The following is a 14,372-nucleotide window of genomic DNA, read 5'->3' as shown; positions in this document are numbered from 1 at the left end:
AAGGCGTTGGCTGCAGCAGTAAGTCGGGCCACAACGGATGCCGCCACCCGCGTGATTGCGCGCGCGGCCGCATCCTCTTCGTGTCGGCTGACAAAACTGCGGAGATTTCGGAGGGACCAGGCCCAATCTGCCATCTTTCAGGGGCTGCGAATGAGAATCTCCGCAGCAGTTGCAGGGCACCCAGCTCGGGCCGAGGCCGTGAAAATATAGCCCGTAGCTATATTTAGGTGATCGCGGGCTAGTGCGCGGTGCGCACTCCGAGGCGGGGCAAGCGGGGGATGTCGGCGACGGATCCGGCGGACTGCGGCACGATGATCTCCTGGGCGGCCGAGATGCTGATTCCATCGGACTCGACGTAGAGCGTCGACGCGGCCGGAATGGTGCGCTTGATCACTGCGAGCGCGATCGGGCCGAGCTCGTAATGGATTCCGCTCGAGGTGATGGCGCCGACGGTGACCCGCTCGGCTTCTTGCTCTGGCCGCACGCGGTCGGCCTGCACGGGGTCGCCGGGTGCGGGCAGCACGCCCTCCGAGCCGTCGAGGTGCAGCATGACGAGGCGGCGCGGCGGGTGGCCGAGGTTGTGCACCTTCGCCACGGTCTCTTGCCCGCGGTAGCAGCCCTTGCTCAGGTGCACGGCGGTGCGCAGCCAGTCCAGCTCGTGCGGGATGCTCTTCTCATCGACCTCGCGGGCCCGACGCGGCCGCCAGGCGGCGATGCGCAGGGCCTCGAGGGCGAGGAGTCCGGCCGGTTTCACTGGTGAAGCGGATGCGGCGGCACCGGTCTCGAGGGCGGGCGCGGTTCGGGTGTCGGGCGCGGTTCGGGTGTCGGGCATGCCGAGCGCGGGCGTTACCATCAGGGTGCCGGCGGCGAGGGCATCGCGCAGGGCTGGCAGGCTCGCGCGCGGTACGAGGGTTTCGGTGTAGGTCCAGAGGGTTCCGGGGTGGACGGGGGTCTCGGCGTACTGGTAGCCGCCGCGGGTGACGGAGGCCCAGGGGTCCAGCCAGGTCAGGGGCACGTCGTTTGGGGCGGCGGCGGCGAGGCCGACAGTGGCGGGGGCATCCGTCATGGCGCCGATCGTGGCGTAGGCGAGGGTGTGGTCGACGACCTGAACGCGCAGCATGAACTTCATGCGGTCGAGGAAGGTGTGCAGGGCTGGCAGCTCGGCGGCTTCGAGGAGGAGCCAGGTTTCGACGCCGTCGTCGAGCACGCGGATGGCGAATTCGAGGCGTCCGGTGGGGTCGAGCAGCAGCATCTCGGTGGATTCGCCCGGTTTCAGGGCTTTCAGCTCCTGGCTGGCGATCGAGTTGAGCCAGGTGAGGCGGTCGGGGCCGGCGACGGAGAGCACGCCGCGGTGCGAGAGGTCGACGATGGCCCGGCCGGCAGCGAGGGTGCGCTGCTCGATCATGGGGTTGCCATAGTGGGCGGCGACGCCGGCGTCGATTCCTTCGGACTGCACCGCGCCGGGCAGGGTCAGCAGCGGGGATTCACGGGTGGTGGTTGCCGGGTCAGTCATGTCGCTCAATTCTGCCGGCCGGGTTGACGGCGGCTGGGGGTTCCATCCGTATCAACAGTACGGGTGCGCGTTTTATTCGGGGTGGGACTATTGCTCGGGCGACCGGGCCCACCTTCGGAAACTGGGCCCACGATAGAACATGGGCCCAGTTTCCGGGCCCGGGCCCGGTAAAAAAGAGGTTCGGGAGCGGGCACACGACATGGGTCGGCAGACAACCGTTCACTGGCCAAACGGACGCGCACGACGGGCCTCACGCGCTCGACCGGGCCCACCTTATGCAACCGGGCCCACGATAGAACATGGGCCCAGTTTCCGGGCCCGGGCCCGGAACAAAGAAGACGGGGCTACTGGACGCGGGCCAGGCGGCCGGAGGCGTGGGTGCGCAGGTCCTGGCCGAGGGCGGCAATGTCCCAGGCCCAGAGCAGGTGATTGTCGACGAGGCCGTAGAGGCGCGTGGCGGCCGCGTAGGGTTTGGCACCCGCGGTGCGGAGCACGGCATCCGTTGCGAGGTCGATGCGCGGACCCTTGACCTGCCCGAGGTAGAGCTCTGCGACGCCGCCGGGATGCACGAGGGTGACCTCGATGTCGAAGCCTCCGTCACGGTTGCGCAACGTTTCCACAGCCGCAGCCGAGGTGAATGGACGTTCCCCGGTGCCGGGCAGCATGCCGGGTCCGGGGTCGCCGTCGCCCTGATGGCGACTGAGCCGCCAGTATCCGGTTTCGGTGACCAGGGGGGTTCTTTCGTCCGAGATCAGCTCGGGCGGCAAGTTCATGGCGTGCGTTTCAGCGGATGCTGCGGCATCCGTTTCGGAGCGGGCGGTGTCCGTGCCGGGTGCCGCGGCATCCGTTTCGGCGGGCACGGCGGAGGCTGTCGAGGTGGAGGCCGCGCGAGCGGCGGCATCCCATTCAGACGCGGCCGCGCGAGCGGCGGCATCCGTTTCGGACGCGGCGGCGGACGCGGCGGCATCCGTTTCGGATTCGGGCTCGAGCCAGGTGTAGGAGCTGTAGTTCAGGTGCGGCAGGCCGTCGTGGCTGAAGCTGATGCGGTGGCCGAAGGTGCGGCTGACCGACTCCTCGCCGATTTTGTATTCGAGCACGCCGGAGCCCTCCCAGACTCCGATCAACCAGGAGAGTGGAACAAGTTCGGACGGCAGACCGACCGGAAGGTCAAACATACGTACTTACCGCTGCCCCCGGAACAGCTTGAATACGACCATGCCCGATACCCAGGCGATCGACAAGCTGGCAAGCCCCAGGAGGCCCAGGAAGAAAAGTTCTAGCGCTAACAGATCCATGCTGCGAGTCTAGTGGGAGCGCGTCAGACCAAGGCGACGATTGTGGCCACTACGAGGATGACGATGGCCCCGGTGATGCTCATGGTGACCCGTTTGACGTAGCCCTCTTTGGTGCGGGTGGCGATCTGCAGGCCGAGCGTGACGAGGGTGCACAGTGCCAGGGTGAGCCCGATCCAGCTGATGGTGGAGGCGGGTGTGGCGAGCACACCGGTGAGGACGGCGCCAACAATCGCCAATACCCACACGGTCGCAATCGTTTTCCAGTGCCAGCTCACGTCTCTATTGTGCCCGACCGCCCGCGTTCCATGGCACGCTAGTATGAAATTCGAGATACTTGGAGGGCGCGAGTGGCGCAGTTGTTGATCCTGACCTCGGCGGCCAACAATGACGTGCTCCCCGCCTTGGCGTTGCTGTCGCACAGCGCCCGGCTGATTCCCGCCCAGGCGGACCAGCTCATCAATGCGCCCGATTCGGACCTCATTCTGGTCGATGCCCGCAGCAATCTCGCCGCAGCCAAGTCGCTCTGTCAGATTCTGCGCACCATGGGCAGCTCCACTCCCCTGCTGCTCGTGATCACCGAGGGCGGCCTCGCCGCCGTCAGCCCCGATTGGGGCGTCGACGACGTCATCCTCGACACGGCCGGCCCGGCCGAAGCGGATGCCCGCATCCGCCTGACCGCAGGCCGCCTCGCCCAAACCTCCCCGTCGAACACGATTCGCGCTGCCGGAGTCGTCATCGACGAGGCGAGCTATTCGGCGAAGGTGCACGGAAAGCCGCTCGACCTCACCTATAAGGAGTTCGAGTTGCTGCGGTTTTTGGCGGCGCATCCGTCCCGGGTGTTCACTCGCGAGCAGCTGCTGAGCGAGGTTTGGGGCTACGACTATTTCGGTGGTACCCGCACGGTCGACGTGCACGTGCGGCGCCTGCGCGCCAAGCTCGGCGACCAGGAGTCGCTCATCGGCACGGTGCGCAACGTCGGCTACCGGTTCAATGTGCATGAAGAGAACGATGAACGAGTTCCGAATTCTGTTCGCGCTTAGTACAGCGGATGCGGCGGGCCTGGCTACCTTTCATCGGGTCGCCGCGGAGGCGCTTGCCTTTGATGGGTACGCGCCGTTCAATGAGCAGGCGCTGTATGACCTGCAGGCTGGGCTTCGGACGGCGTATCTGGTCACCGTGCCCCCTGGCGATTTCGAGACAGCTCGCGAACCCGGAATGGCGGTCTCAACAAGCTCGACCAGCGGAGTTGGGAACGACGTCGCGGGAAACGGCGACGTGTTGGGGAACCATGGGTTCTCGGAGAGCGACACTGTTACGGGAGCGGCCCTGGCGGGACGCGGCGAAATCGACCTGGTTATCAGCCCGGAACATCGACGACGCGGGTTTGGCCGAACGGCCTTTCGCGAACTCGCCGATTTGGAACCACACGAGGTGACAGCCTGGTCGCACGGCGATCATCCGGCCGCCAGGGCCCTCGCGAGCGAACTTCGGTTCGTGGCCGTTCGCACGTTGCTGGAATTGCGCAAGCCGCTCTTTTCCGCTGGACCCGCCGCTGAGCCCGAGGCGGGGACGGCAGGAACGGGAGCTGCGCCGGAGACCGAGGCAGGCGCGTCTGACGCCGCATCGGAAGCCGAGGCAGCCGCATCGGAAGCCGAGCTGGCCGGAACCGGAGCTGCAGGCGACGGCGGGGCGGGGGTATCCGTTTTGGGCGATGCGAGTATTTCGGGATTTCGGGTGGGGGTCGACGACGCTGAATGGGTGGCGCTCAATTCGTTGGTGTTCACGAGCCACCCGGAGCAGGGCGCGATCACCGAGGCCGACTTGGCCGCGCGGCAGGCCGAGGGCTGGTTCGATGCCGATGACTTTCTGATTCTGCGCGACGCCGACGGCCGCATGATCGGCTACAACTGGCTCAAGGTTGACGGGGCGATCGGCGAGATTTATGTGGTGGGGGTGCATCCGGATGCCGCTGGCCGCGGGCTCGGCCGCGTGCTGATGCAGGCCGGCCTGAAACGCCTGGCCGACCACGGTTGCACGACCGCCGCGCTCTACGTCGAGGCCGACAGCCTGGGCCCGGTGCACCTGTATCGGGCGCTCGGCTTCGTTGACCACACCGTCGACGTGCAGTACCGCCGCCTCACCGACTGACGCCGCTCCAGCCCCTAAACGAGGTCCGTGCACACGGTCAGGCAGCATAACTCCTGCAAATTCTCGGACGCCGCCGCAAGTTCCGCGTGATTCCGCGGTGCCAGAATCGGCCGGGCGCAAATTGCAGGAGTTATGCGCGTGGGGCGGTGGAACTCCGGCCGGCACAGAAGGTAACAGGCCGAGTTGACGCGGGCGACACGCCGCAAAGTCAACAGCACGGGGATAATTTCGCGTGACGTTCACCCGGTTCGTCGCGACGGCGCGACCAACGGTGTCAGGATGGTCAGATGGACGGCGAAATCACCCAAGCAGACTCGGGACTCACAGACTTCGATGACGACTTTGACCCACTCATCGAGAAAGTCGACCCCGCGCTGCCCGACGACCGCTACCTCGACCGCGAGCTGAGCTGGCTCGCCTTCAACCAGCGCGTGCTCGAACTGGCCGAAGACGAGAGCCTGCCGGTGCTCGAGCGCACCAACTTTCTGGCGATCTTCGCCAGCAACCTCGACGAATTCTTCATGGTGCGCGTCGCCGGCCTGAAGCGCCGCATCCTCACCGGGCTGGCGGTGCCGACCAACGTGGGCCGGGCCGCGCAGGACGTTCTGAGCGACATCTCGGCCGCCGCCCACGCCCTGCAGGATCGCCACGCCCTCGCGTTCCAGAACCTTGTGCGCCCCGCCCTCGCCGAGGCCGGCGTCGACGTCGTCTCCTGGGACAGCCTTGGAGACGCCGACCGTCGCTCGCTGCGCACCTACTTCTCCAACCAGATCTTTCCGGTGCTGATGCCGCTGGCTGTCGACCCGGCGCATCCGTTTCCCTATATCTCCGGGCTGTCGCTGAACCTCGCGGTGCGGGTGCGCAATTCCAAGACCGGCAAGCAGGAGTTCGCCCGGCTCAAGGTGCCGCCCATGCTGCCGCGCTTCGTACGGGTCGATCGCACCGAGTCGGTCGATCGCATCCGCTATATCGCGCTCGAAGATCTCATCGCCAACCAGCTCGGCGACCTGTTCCCTGGCATGGAGATTCTCGAGCACCACGTGTTCCGGGTCACCCGCAACGAAGACGTCGAGATCGACGAAGACGAGACCGAGAACCTGATCAAGGCGCTCGAGAAGGAGCTGCTGCGTCGCCGGTTCGGCCCGCCCATCCGCCTCGAGATCACCGAGGACATGGACGAGGTCACCCTCGGCCTGCTCGTGCGCGAGCTCGACGTGACCGAGCAGGAGGTCTACCACCTGCCCGCGCCGCTCGACCTCGGCGGCCTGTTCGACCTGCGCATCGACCGGCCCGACCTGCACTTCGTCAAGCACGTGCCGACCACGGCCGCGCAGCTGCTGCCGAGCGAGCCCAACGCCGAGCAGGACATCTTCGCCGCCGTCGCCAAGCAGGACGTGCTGCTGCACCACCCCTACGAGTCCTTCGCGACCAGCGTGCAGGCGTTCCTGGAGCAGGCCGCCGCCGACCCGAACGTGCTCGCCATCAAGCAGACGCTGTACCGCACCTCGGGCGACAGCCCCATCGTCGAGGCGCTCATCGCAGCGGCCGACAGCGGCAAGCAGGTGCTCGCGCTGGTGGAGATCAAGGCCCGCTTCGACGAACAGGCCAACATCACCTGGGCGCGCAAGCTCGAAAAGGCCGGCGTGCACGTGGTCTACGGCCTGGTCGGCCTGAAGACGCACTGCAAGCTCGCCCTCGTGGTGCGCTATGAGAAGGGCGTGCTGAGGCACTACAGCCACATCGGCACCGGAAACTACAACCCGAAAACCAGTCGCATCTATGAAGACCTCGGCCTGCTCACAGCGGATGCCCAGGTCGGCAAAGACCTTACCCGCCTGTTCAATGAGTTGTCGGGCTACGCGATTGAGAAGAAGTTCAAGCGGCTCCTGGTGGCTCCGCTGCACCTGCGCAAGGCGCTGCTGAAGCACATCATTGGGGAGACAGAGAACGCGCTCGCCGGCAAAACCAGCGGCATCCGGATCAAGGTGAACTCCATGGTCGATGAGGACATCATCGACGCGCTGTACCGGGCCAGCCAGGCCGGCGTGCAGGTGGATATCTGGGTGCGCGGCATCTGCAGCCTGCGGCCGGGCGTCGCGGGCATGAGCGAGAACATTCGGGTGCGGTCGATTCTCGGCCGGTATCTCGAACACTCACGCATCTTCAGCTTTCACAGCCTCGGCGGCACCCAGGTGTACATCGGCAGCGCCGACATGATGCACCGCAACCTCGACCGCCGGGTTGAAGCCCTCGTGCGGCTGGTCGACCCGGAGCACTTGGTCGAGATCGATGCGCTGTTCGAGCGGGCGATGGATCCGCGCACGTCGAGCTGGTGGCTCGACGAGACCGGAAAGTGGACCCGCCACGACGTCGACGAGAACGGCGTGCACCTGGATGACATGCAGAACAAGTTGATGCAGCAGATCAGTGCGCGCAAGCGGCCGACCGGGCGTCGCTAGTGGCCGTGAAATCGACCGACGTTTACGCCGCCGGAGCGGTCTGCTGGCGCCTGGTCGACGGCCGCATGCACGTGCTGCTCATTCACCGCACGGTGCACGGCGACGTGACCATCCCCAAGGGCAAGGTTGATCCGGGCGAGACCCTGCCCCGCACCGCGGTGCGCGAGGTCGAAGAGGAGACCGGGCTGGCCGTGGCGCTGGGGGTTCCGCTCGGGGTGTCGCACTACGATATGCCCGACGGCCGCACCAAGATCGTGCACTACTGGGCCGCTGAGATCACGCCGGAGGCCATCGCGAAGTCGACGTTCGTGCCGAACGGCGAGGTCGCTGCCATCGAGTGGGTCACGATCAAGAAGGCCCGCACTTACCTGACCTTCCCAGCCGATGTGGAGATTCTCGAGACGTTCTCCGCGCTGGTCGATGCCGGCGTGACCCGCACGTTCGCCCTGATCGCGCTGCGTCACGGCAAGGCAGCACCGCGTACCGGCATGGGGCTCGACGCGCGTCGCCCGCTGACCGCTCGCGGAGTAAAGCAGGCCGCGAGCCTGGTCGACACGATCACGGCCTGGCGCCCGCTGCGCATCCTCTCGAGCACCGCAACGCGGTGTGTCACGACGGTGGCTCCGCTTGCTGCGTTCACCGGCATTCCGATCAAGCAGACCGAGCTGATCAGTCAGGACGCCCTCGAAACCGGCGAAGCGGATGTTCGCACCGTCGTCGGCAAGCGGGTGCGGGCCCGCAAGACGGCGGTCTTGTGCAGCCACGGGCCGGTGCTTCCGGAGATCCTGCGGGAGATCGCCCTGGCGACGGGGTCGCAGCCGTCTGCGGCGCTGTCGGACGCGGCTCATTTGGACACGGGAGGGTTCTCGATCGTGCACCTGTCGTCGGAGAATCCGGCCGCGGGCATTCTCGCCGTAGAGACGTACCCCGCGACTGCCTGAGTTCCGCAGGCCGCCTCGCGCCAAGGCGATGGCGGCAAGCGTTATCTCTCGTTTACCTTCTGTTTACCTTCAGGATGGTCGGTGGTTACTTGAGATCTCTAGCCTCGTTGTCGGGCCAGCACCGGCTCTGCATCAATAACACAGTCTTGATAACCCTCGAAAAGGAAAACACGTGAACTTCAAGCGCTTCGGCCGCCCAGCGATCATCGCCATCGTTGCAGGCCTCGCACTGTCCTCCTGTGCCGCAAACGAAGGTGCCACCCCGGCCTCCGACGACGCAGCGGCCAGCACGCTGTCCGGCACGATCAACGGCGCCGGCGCCTCGTCCATGGGTGCAGCGCAGGAAGCCTGGCGCGCCGGGTTCCAGACCGCGAACCCCGACGTCACCGTCAACTATGACCCCACCGGTTCCGGCGCGGGCCGCGAAGCCTTCATCGCCGGCGGCACCGACTTCGCCGGTAGCGACTCCTTCATGAGCACCGACGAGCTGGCCGGCACGTTCGCCGCCTGCGCTCCCGACTCCAAGGCTGTCGACCTTCCGGTCTACATCTCCCCCATCGCCGTCATCTTCAACGTCGAGGGCCTCACCGAGCTGAACATCGACGCCGACACGCTGGCCAAGATCTTCGCGGGCACCATCACCAGCTGGGATGACGCCGCAATCGCCGCGCTGAACCCCGACGCGACTCTCCCGGCCACCCCGATCACCGCCGTGCACCGCTCGGACGACTCGGGAACCACCAAGAACTTCTCGGACTACCTCTTCCAGACCGCACCCGATGTGTGGACCGAAAAGGCCTCTGACACCTTCCCGTTCTCCTCGGGCGATGGCGCACAGGGCACCTCGGGTGTCGTTTCGGCCGTCACCAACGGCGTGGGCACCATCGGCTACGCCGACGCCTCGCAGGCCGGCTCGCTCTCGACCGCCAAGCTCATGGTCGGAAGCGACTTCGTTGCTTACACCCCCGAGGCTGCGGCCGAAGTTGTCGCCGGATCGCCCCTCGTGGCCGACCGCGCTGCCGATGACCTCGCGCTCAACCTGAACCGCAAGACCACCAACCCGGCCGAGTACCCGCTGGTTCTGGTGAGCTACGCGATCGTTTGCAACACCTACGCGGATGCCGCCCAGGGCGAGCTCGTCAAGGCCTACATCGAATACATCGCCAGCGCTGAAGGCCAGATCGTCGCGAAAGACGCCGCCGGCGTTGCACCGCTCTCGTCTGAGCTCGAGGCGAACGTCGCTGATGTTCTTGCGACCGTCAAGTAACAACTGAACACACCTGCCCGGTCCGTTCTCGCACATTCGCGAGGGCGGATCGGGCAGACTGGGTGTGCGGCCACTTGCGTCACGCCGCTCTCCACCCGAGCTTCTGCACAATTTCACCAGTACGACGCTACTTAGGAGACCGGCATGACCACGGCTGCCGCCACGACCATCAAGGCCAGGCAACGACCCGGCGACCGTATCTTCTCGTCGGCCACGGTCATCGCCGGCAGCGTGATTCTGGCCATGCTCGCTGCCGTGGCCATCTTCCTGCTGATCGAGAGCCTGCCGGCGTTCGTCGCTGATCCGTCCGAGTTCAGCGGAGACGTGACCAACTTCTGGTCGTACGTAGGGCCGCTCGTCTTCGGCACCGTCTACTCAGCCATTCTGGCTTTGATCATGGCCGTGCCGGTTGCCATCGGCATCGCACTGTTCATCTCGCACTTCGCACCGCGCAAGCTCGCGCAGGGTCTCGGTTACCTCATCGACCTGCTCGCCGCGGTTCCCTCGGTCGTGTTCGGCCTCTGGGGTATCACCGTGCTGGCCCCGCTCGTGCAGCCGTTCTACACCACACTGGTCGAGTGGTTCGGCTGGTTTCTTCCCCTCTCCGGCCCCGTGTCGGGCACCGGACGTACGATCCTCACCGTCTCCGTGGTGCTGGCGGTGATGATCCTGCCGATCATCACCGCCATCTGCCGCGAGATCTTCCTGCAGACTCCACTGCTTCACGAAGAAGCCGCGCTGGCCCTGGGTGCCACCCGCTGGGAAATGATCCGCATGGCCGTGCTTCCCTTCGGCCTGCCAGGCATCATCTCGGCCTCGATGCTCGGCCTCGGCCGGGCGCTCGGTGAGACCATGGCCGTGGCCATGGTGCTCTCCCCCAGCCCCGAGGTCTTCTTCCAGCTACTGACGTCTCAGAACTCCAACACGATCGCCGCGAACATCGCACTCAACTTTCCCGAGGCGCACGGCGTCGGCGTGAATATCCTGCTCGCGACAGGCCTCATGCTTTTCATCGTCACGCTGCTCGTGAACATGCTGGCCCGCGTCGTCATCAACAGCCGTAAGGCATTCTCGGGAGCCAACTGATGACATCCGTCACCGAAGCCCGCCCGCTCACCAACTCGCTCACCGCGGGAAAGCTGCCGCCACGCTCACCGCTGTGGGTGTTGCTGGCCAGCTGGGCCGTCGCGGCCGCCTTCTTCGCCATGCTGAATCTGTCGGGCGCTGTTGACGGGTTCAACGTCGTCGGAACCTTCGTCTTCGGCACGGTGCTCTACTGCGTGGCCATCTACGTGCTGTCGCGCCTGGTCGAAGGCTCACGCAAGGCCACCGACCGGCTGGTGACGGCCCTCGTGACCGCCGCATTCGTGATCGCACTGCTGCCGCTGATCTCGATAATTTACACCACGGTCGTCAACGGGCTGCCCGCGTTTTTGACGCCGACGTTCTTCACCTCGTCACAGCGCAACGTGGTCGGCGCGGGCGGCGGCGTGCTGCACGCCATCACCGGCACGCTGCTGGTGACCGGCGTCGCGACACTCATCTCCGTGCCGATCGGCCTCCTCGCCTCGATCTACCTCGTGGAATACGGCCGCGGCCGCCTGGCCCGCGCCATCACCTTCTTCGTCGACGTGATGACCGGTATCCCCTCGATCGTCGCCGGGCTGTTTGCCTTCGCACTGTTCGCGCTGTTGTTCAACGACCCGGGCATCCGCTTTGGATTCGGTGGGTCGATCGCGCTGTCAGTGCTCATGATTCCGGTCGTGGTGCGCTCGAGTGAAGAAATGCTCAAGCTCGTGCCGAACGAACTGCGCGAGGCTGCTTTTGCACTGGGGGTGCCGAAGTGGCTGACCATTCTCAAGGTCGTGCTGCCGACATCCATTGCGGGAATCGTGACTGGAGTGATGCTGTCGATCGCCCGTGTGATCGGTGAGACGGCTCCGCTGCTGATCATTGCCGGATTCACGTCGAGCATGAATTACGACCTGTTCAGTGAGCGCATGATGACTCTGCCGGTGTTCGTCTACACGCAGTACGCCAACCAGGGTGCTGACTCGCAGGCGTACGTCGACCGTGCCTGGGCCGGCGCGCTCACCCTCATCGTGATCGTGATGCTGCTCAACGGACTTGCCCGTCTCATCGCCCACTGGTTCTCGCCCAAGCTGGGCCGCTAACACTTACTTAGAAAGGGACTTATGTCCAAGCGCATCGAAGTCAACGACCTCAACGTGTATTACAGCAACTTTCTCGCCGTCGAGGGTGTTTCGATCGTGATCGAGCCGCGCACGGTGACGGCGTTGATCGGGCCGAGCGGGTGCGGAAAGTCCACGTTCATTCGCACGCTCAACCGCATGCACGAGGTCATCCCCGGCGCGCGCGTCGAGGGTGAAGTGCTCATCGACGGCAACAACCTCTACGGCCCGGGCGTCGACCCGGTGCTCGTGCGCCGCCAAGTGGGCATGGTGTTCCAGCGGCCCAACCCTTTTCCGACGATGTCGATTCAGGACAACGTCCTGGCCGGCGTGAAGCTCAATAACCGTCGCATGAGCAAGACGGATGCCGACGACCTCACCGAAAAAGCCCTCCGCGGGGCCAACCTGTGGCAAGAGGTCAAGGATCGCCTCGCGCGACCGGGTTCGGGACTTTCCGGCGGGCAGCAGCAGCGCTTGTGCATCGCCCGTGCCATTGCGGTGGAGCCCGACGTGATTTTGATGGACGAGCCGTGCTCGGCCCTCGACCCGATCTCGACTCTAGCTATCGAAGACCTCATCGAAGAGATGAAGGCCGAGTACACGATTGTGATCGTGACGCACAACATGCAGCAGGCCTCGCGGGTGTCGGACCGCACCGCGTTCTTCAACATTGCGGGCACCGGCAAGCCGGGCAAGCTCATCGAGTACAACGACACCACGACGATGTTCTCGAACCCGAGCGTTCAGGCCACGGAGGACTACGTGTCGGGGCGGTTCGGGTAAGTCGCTCGACAGCACGGCCCGCCTGGCCGCCTGGCCGCCTGGCCGCCTGGCCGCCTGGCCGCCTGGCCGTCTGGCCGTCTGCGGGAGCCGACCATTCTTCCGCTGGTCGAGCTTGCCGAGATCGCAATCGACCAACGCAACTCTGTCTGCGAAACAGATGGCCGCGGGGTGGCTATCCGGCTCAGGGGGCCAGGAGTGCGGCGCCGTGGGTGACGCGACCGGCCAGCAGCGTGGCGGCCACGGGCATCCGTTCGAAGGTGGCGTCGGAAACCGTGAGCGGGTCGCCGTCGAGCACCGCGAGGTCGGCAACGTCGCCGACGTTGAGGCGGGTGCGTCCGCGGGCGGATGCCGCGAGGGCCTCGGCGCGGGAGATGACCTGATCGGGGCGCCAGGGGTCGCGTCCGTCGCTGCGAGCCCGCGATGACGCGGCGCTCATGGCCGTGAAGGGGTCAAGGGGTGCGACGGGGGCGTCGGAACCGAGGGCGAGGGTGGCTCCGGCATCGAGCAGCGAGCGCAGAGCGAAGACTCGATCGGCGCCTGCGGACCAGTTGAGTTCCACCGCGTCACGGTCGTCGAGCGCGTGCTCCGGCTGCACGCTCGCGATGACGCCGAGGCGGGCGAAGCGCGCGAAGTCTGCGGGCTGCAGAAACTGGGCGTGCTCGATGCGGCCAGGCACGGCCGCGCGCTCGAAGGCGTTCAGGGCCACGGTGTTGGCCGCGTCTCCGATGGCGTGCACCGCGGGCATGAGCCCGGCGCCCTGCGCGGCCAGGAGAATCTCGGTGAGTTCGTCTTCGCTCACGGCGAGCACGCCGTGCCCGCCGACCGGGTATTCGTCGACGCAGAACGCCGTGCGGGTGTTCAGGGATCCGTCGATGAGCAGCTTCAGCGGCCCCACGCTGAGCAGGCCGTGGGTGTCTGCGATGCGGTCGCCGGTGTGCATCCGCTCGGCGACGGCATGGTCGAAGTCTGCGAGGTAGATGCCGGCCTCAACCCTGAGGGCGTCGAACCCGCCGGCGATGCGGCGCTGCCAGACGGAACGGTTCCAGGTCATCTCGAAGTCCACGATGCCGACGACTCCGCGGGCGGCGGCCCGGGCCCCGGCCTGGGCGGCGAGAGCGTCGACCTCGGCGTCGGGCATCTGGCCGAGCGCGATGGTGAGGACGAACGCAGCCTGTTCGCGCAGCAGCCCGGACTCGTCGACGTGCACACCGAATTGCTCGGCGGCGGCGCTGTTGATCCAGACGCAATGCAGGTCGTGGCTGATCAAAGCGGTCGGATGCCCCTGCGTCACCTCATCGAGACCGCGCCGGGTGGGCAGGTCGGCCCAGACCGCATCCCGAAACCGCACTCCGATAAGCGGGGTCGGGCGGCTGGACTGGTCGACCTGTGCGGCGGGGTGGTTGAGCGGGACCTGCTCCCGCACGAGCTCGAGGGCCTCGTGCGCCGAGACCGCGGCCGAGAGGTCGAACCGGGCTCCGGCGAGCGCCCACTGGGTCAGGTGTACGTGTTCGTCCCAGAGGCCGGGGATGACGGTGCGTCCGTCGAGAGTGGCGGCATGCGTTCTGGCGGAGGGCACGATCTGCGTGATGACGCCGTCGGTGATGTGCACGTCGGACAGCGTGGTGTCGCCGGGCTGTCGGACGGAGCGCAGAACGAGGTCGGGCATGGCGCGGCTTTCGGTCGAGGGGGGTCTTGCCACCCTACAGGCGGGTGCGGAGTGGATCTGTCAGCCCGTTTCGGATTCCGCGCACGGCACCTTCGCCACCCCTCAAAT

General features: G+C 66.2%; 11 protein-coding genes and 2 pseudogenes. 8 read left to right on the top strand and 5 right to left on the bottom strand.

All coding sequences use genetic code 11. The features are described from left to right. Window positions 1–238: 238 nt before the first annotated feature. From ygfZ to QMF22_RS05835, 4 genes and pseudogenes are all read right to left on the bottom strand, one after another. The gene (gene ygfZ, locus QMF22_RS05845) at window positions 239–1,513 is read right to left on the bottom strand and encodes a CAF17-like 4Fe-4S cluster assembly/insertion protein YgfZ (RefSeq protein WP_283451310.1); all 1,275 of its coding nucleotides are present in this window, start codon (window positions 1,511–1,513) and stop codon (window positions 239–241) included. A gap of 344 nt (window positions 1,514–1,857) precedes the next feature. After that, a pseudogene (locus QMF22_RS17370) lies at window positions 1,858–2,259 on the bottom strand (nitrobindin family protein); the annotation flags it as partial. 231 nt (window positions 2,260–2,490) lie between these two features. After that, window positions 2,491–2,688 (bottom strand): annotated as a pseudogene (locus QMF22_RS17365) (heme-binding beta-barrel domain-containing protein); the annotation flags it as partial. 143 nt (window positions 2,689–2,831) lie between these two features. Continuing rightward, the gene (locus QMF22_RS05835; protein ID WP_283451306.1) at window positions 2,832–3,083 is read right to left on the bottom strand and encodes a hypothetical protein; all 252 of its coding nucleotides are present in this window, start codon (window positions 3,081–3,083) and stop codon (window positions 2,832–2,834) included. A gap of 72 nt (window positions 3,084–3,155) precedes the next feature. Between QMF22_RS05835 and QMF22_RS05830 the strand changes: the two genes are divergently transcribed. The 8 genes from QMF22_RS05830 to pstB all read left to right on the top strand — a co-directional run bounded on the left by QMF22_RS05830 (window position 3,156) and on the right by pstB (window position 12,598). Beyond that, window positions 3,156–3,848, top strand: a complete 693-nt coding sequence (locus tag QMF22_RS05830) for a response regulator transcription factor (protein ID WP_283451304.1) — start codon at window positions 3,156–3,158, stop codon at window positions 3,846–3,848. Continuing rightward, a complete protein-coding gene (locus QMF22_RS05825; RefSeq protein ID WP_283451302.1) occupies window positions 3,817–4,956 on the top strand; it encodes a GNAT family N-acetyltransferase in 1,140 nt (379 codons plus the stop codon). Before QMF22_RS05830 ends, QMF22_RS05825 begins: the two co-directional genes overlap by 32 nt. A 287-nt stretch (window positions 4,957–5,243) precedes the next feature. After that, window positions 5,244–7,415: an RNA degradosome polyphosphate kinase gene (locus tag QMF22_RS05820; RefSeq protein ID WP_283451300.1), complete on the top strand. Its 2,172-nt coding sequence runs from the start codon at window positions 5,244–5,246 to the stop codon at window positions 7,413–7,415. A 5-nt stretch (window positions 7,416–7,420) separates the two neighbouring features. After that, window positions 7,421–8,356 (top strand): NUDIX hydrolase, encoded by a 936-nt coding sequence (locus QMF22_RS05815; protein ID WP_283451656.1) that lies wholly within the window; start codon window positions 7,421–7,423, stop codon window positions 8,354–8,356. 172 nt (window positions 8,357–8,528) lie between these two features. After that, window positions 8,529–9,623, top strand: a complete 1,095-nt coding sequence (gene pstS, locus QMF22_RS05810; protein WP_283451298.1) for a phosphate ABC transporter substrate-binding protein PstS — start codon at window positions 8,529–8,531, stop codon at window positions 9,621–9,623. Between the two features lie 144 nt (window positions 9,624–9,767). Next, window positions 9,768–10,709 carry a phosphate ABC transporter permease subunit PstC gene (gene pstC / locus QMF22_RS05805; protein WP_283451297.1) on the top strand — a complete coding sequence of 314 codons (942 nt, stop codon included), beginning with the start codon at window positions 9,768–9,770 and terminating at the stop codon, window positions 10,707–10,709. After that, window positions 10,709–11,797, top strand: coding sequence for a phosphate ABC transporter permease PstA (gene pstA, locus QMF22_RS05800; RefSeq protein WP_283451294.1), 1,089 nt, complete (start codon window positions 10,709–10,711; stop codon window positions 11,795–11,797). Before pstC ends, pstA begins: the two co-directional genes overlap by 1 nt. A gap of 21 nt (window positions 11,798–11,818) precedes the next feature. After that, window positions 11,819–12,598: a phosphate ABC transporter ATP-binding protein PstB gene (gene pstB / locus QMF22_RS05795; RefSeq protein WP_283451293.1), complete on the top strand. Its 780-nt coding sequence runs from the start codon at window positions 11,819–11,821 to the stop codon at window positions 12,596–12,598. A gap of 181 nt (window positions 12,599–12,779) precedes the next feature. On the opposite strand, the gene QMF22_RS05790 is transcribed toward pstB, so the two are convergent. Further along, window positions 12,780–14,264 carry an amidohydrolase gene (locus QMF22_RS05790; protein WP_283451291.1) on the bottom strand — a complete coding sequence of 495 codons (1,485 nt, stop codon included), beginning with the start codon at window positions 14,262–14,264 and terminating at the stop codon, window positions 12,780–12,782. Window positions 14,265–14,372 lie beyond the last annotated feature (108 nt).

Origin of the sequence: Cryobacterium sp. PH31-L1 (genome assembly GCF_030063145.1) — a bacterium.
In the GTDB taxonomy this organism is placed as follows: domain Bacteria; phylum Actinomycetota; class Actinomycetes; order Actinomycetales; family Microbacteriaceae; genus Cryobacterium.
The sequence above is the reverse complement of the archived record's forward strand: the minus strand, read 5'-3'. Positions and strand labels throughout refer to the sequence as shown.

Coding starts and splice junctions, on each gene's coding strand:
- pstA (WP_283451294.1), top strand. CDS start 10,709: ATGACATCCGTCACCGAAGCCCGCCCGCTCACCAACTCGCTCACCGCG.
- pstC (WP_283451297.1), top strand. CDS start 9,768: ATGACCACGGCTGCCGCCACGACCATCAAGGCCAGGCAACGACCCGGC.
- QMF22_RS05790 (WP_283451291.1), bottom strand. CDS start 14,264: ATGCCCGACCTCGTTCTGCGCTCCGTCCGACAGCCCGGCGACACCACG.
- pstB (WP_283451293.1), top strand. CDS start 11,819: ATGTCCAAGCGCATCGAAGTCAACGACCTCAACGTGTATTACAGCAAC.
- QMF22_RS05825 (WP_283451302.1), top strand. CDS start 3,817: ATGAACGAGTTCCGAATTCTGTTCGCGCTTAGTACAGCGGATGCGGCG.
- ygfZ (WP_283451310.1), bottom strand. CDS start 1,513: ATGACTGACCCGGCAACCACCACCCGTGAATCCCCGCTGCTGACCCTG.
- QMF22_RS05820 (WP_283451300.1), top strand. CDS start 5,244: ATGGACGGCGAAATCACCCAAGCAGACTCGGGACTCACAGACTTCGAT.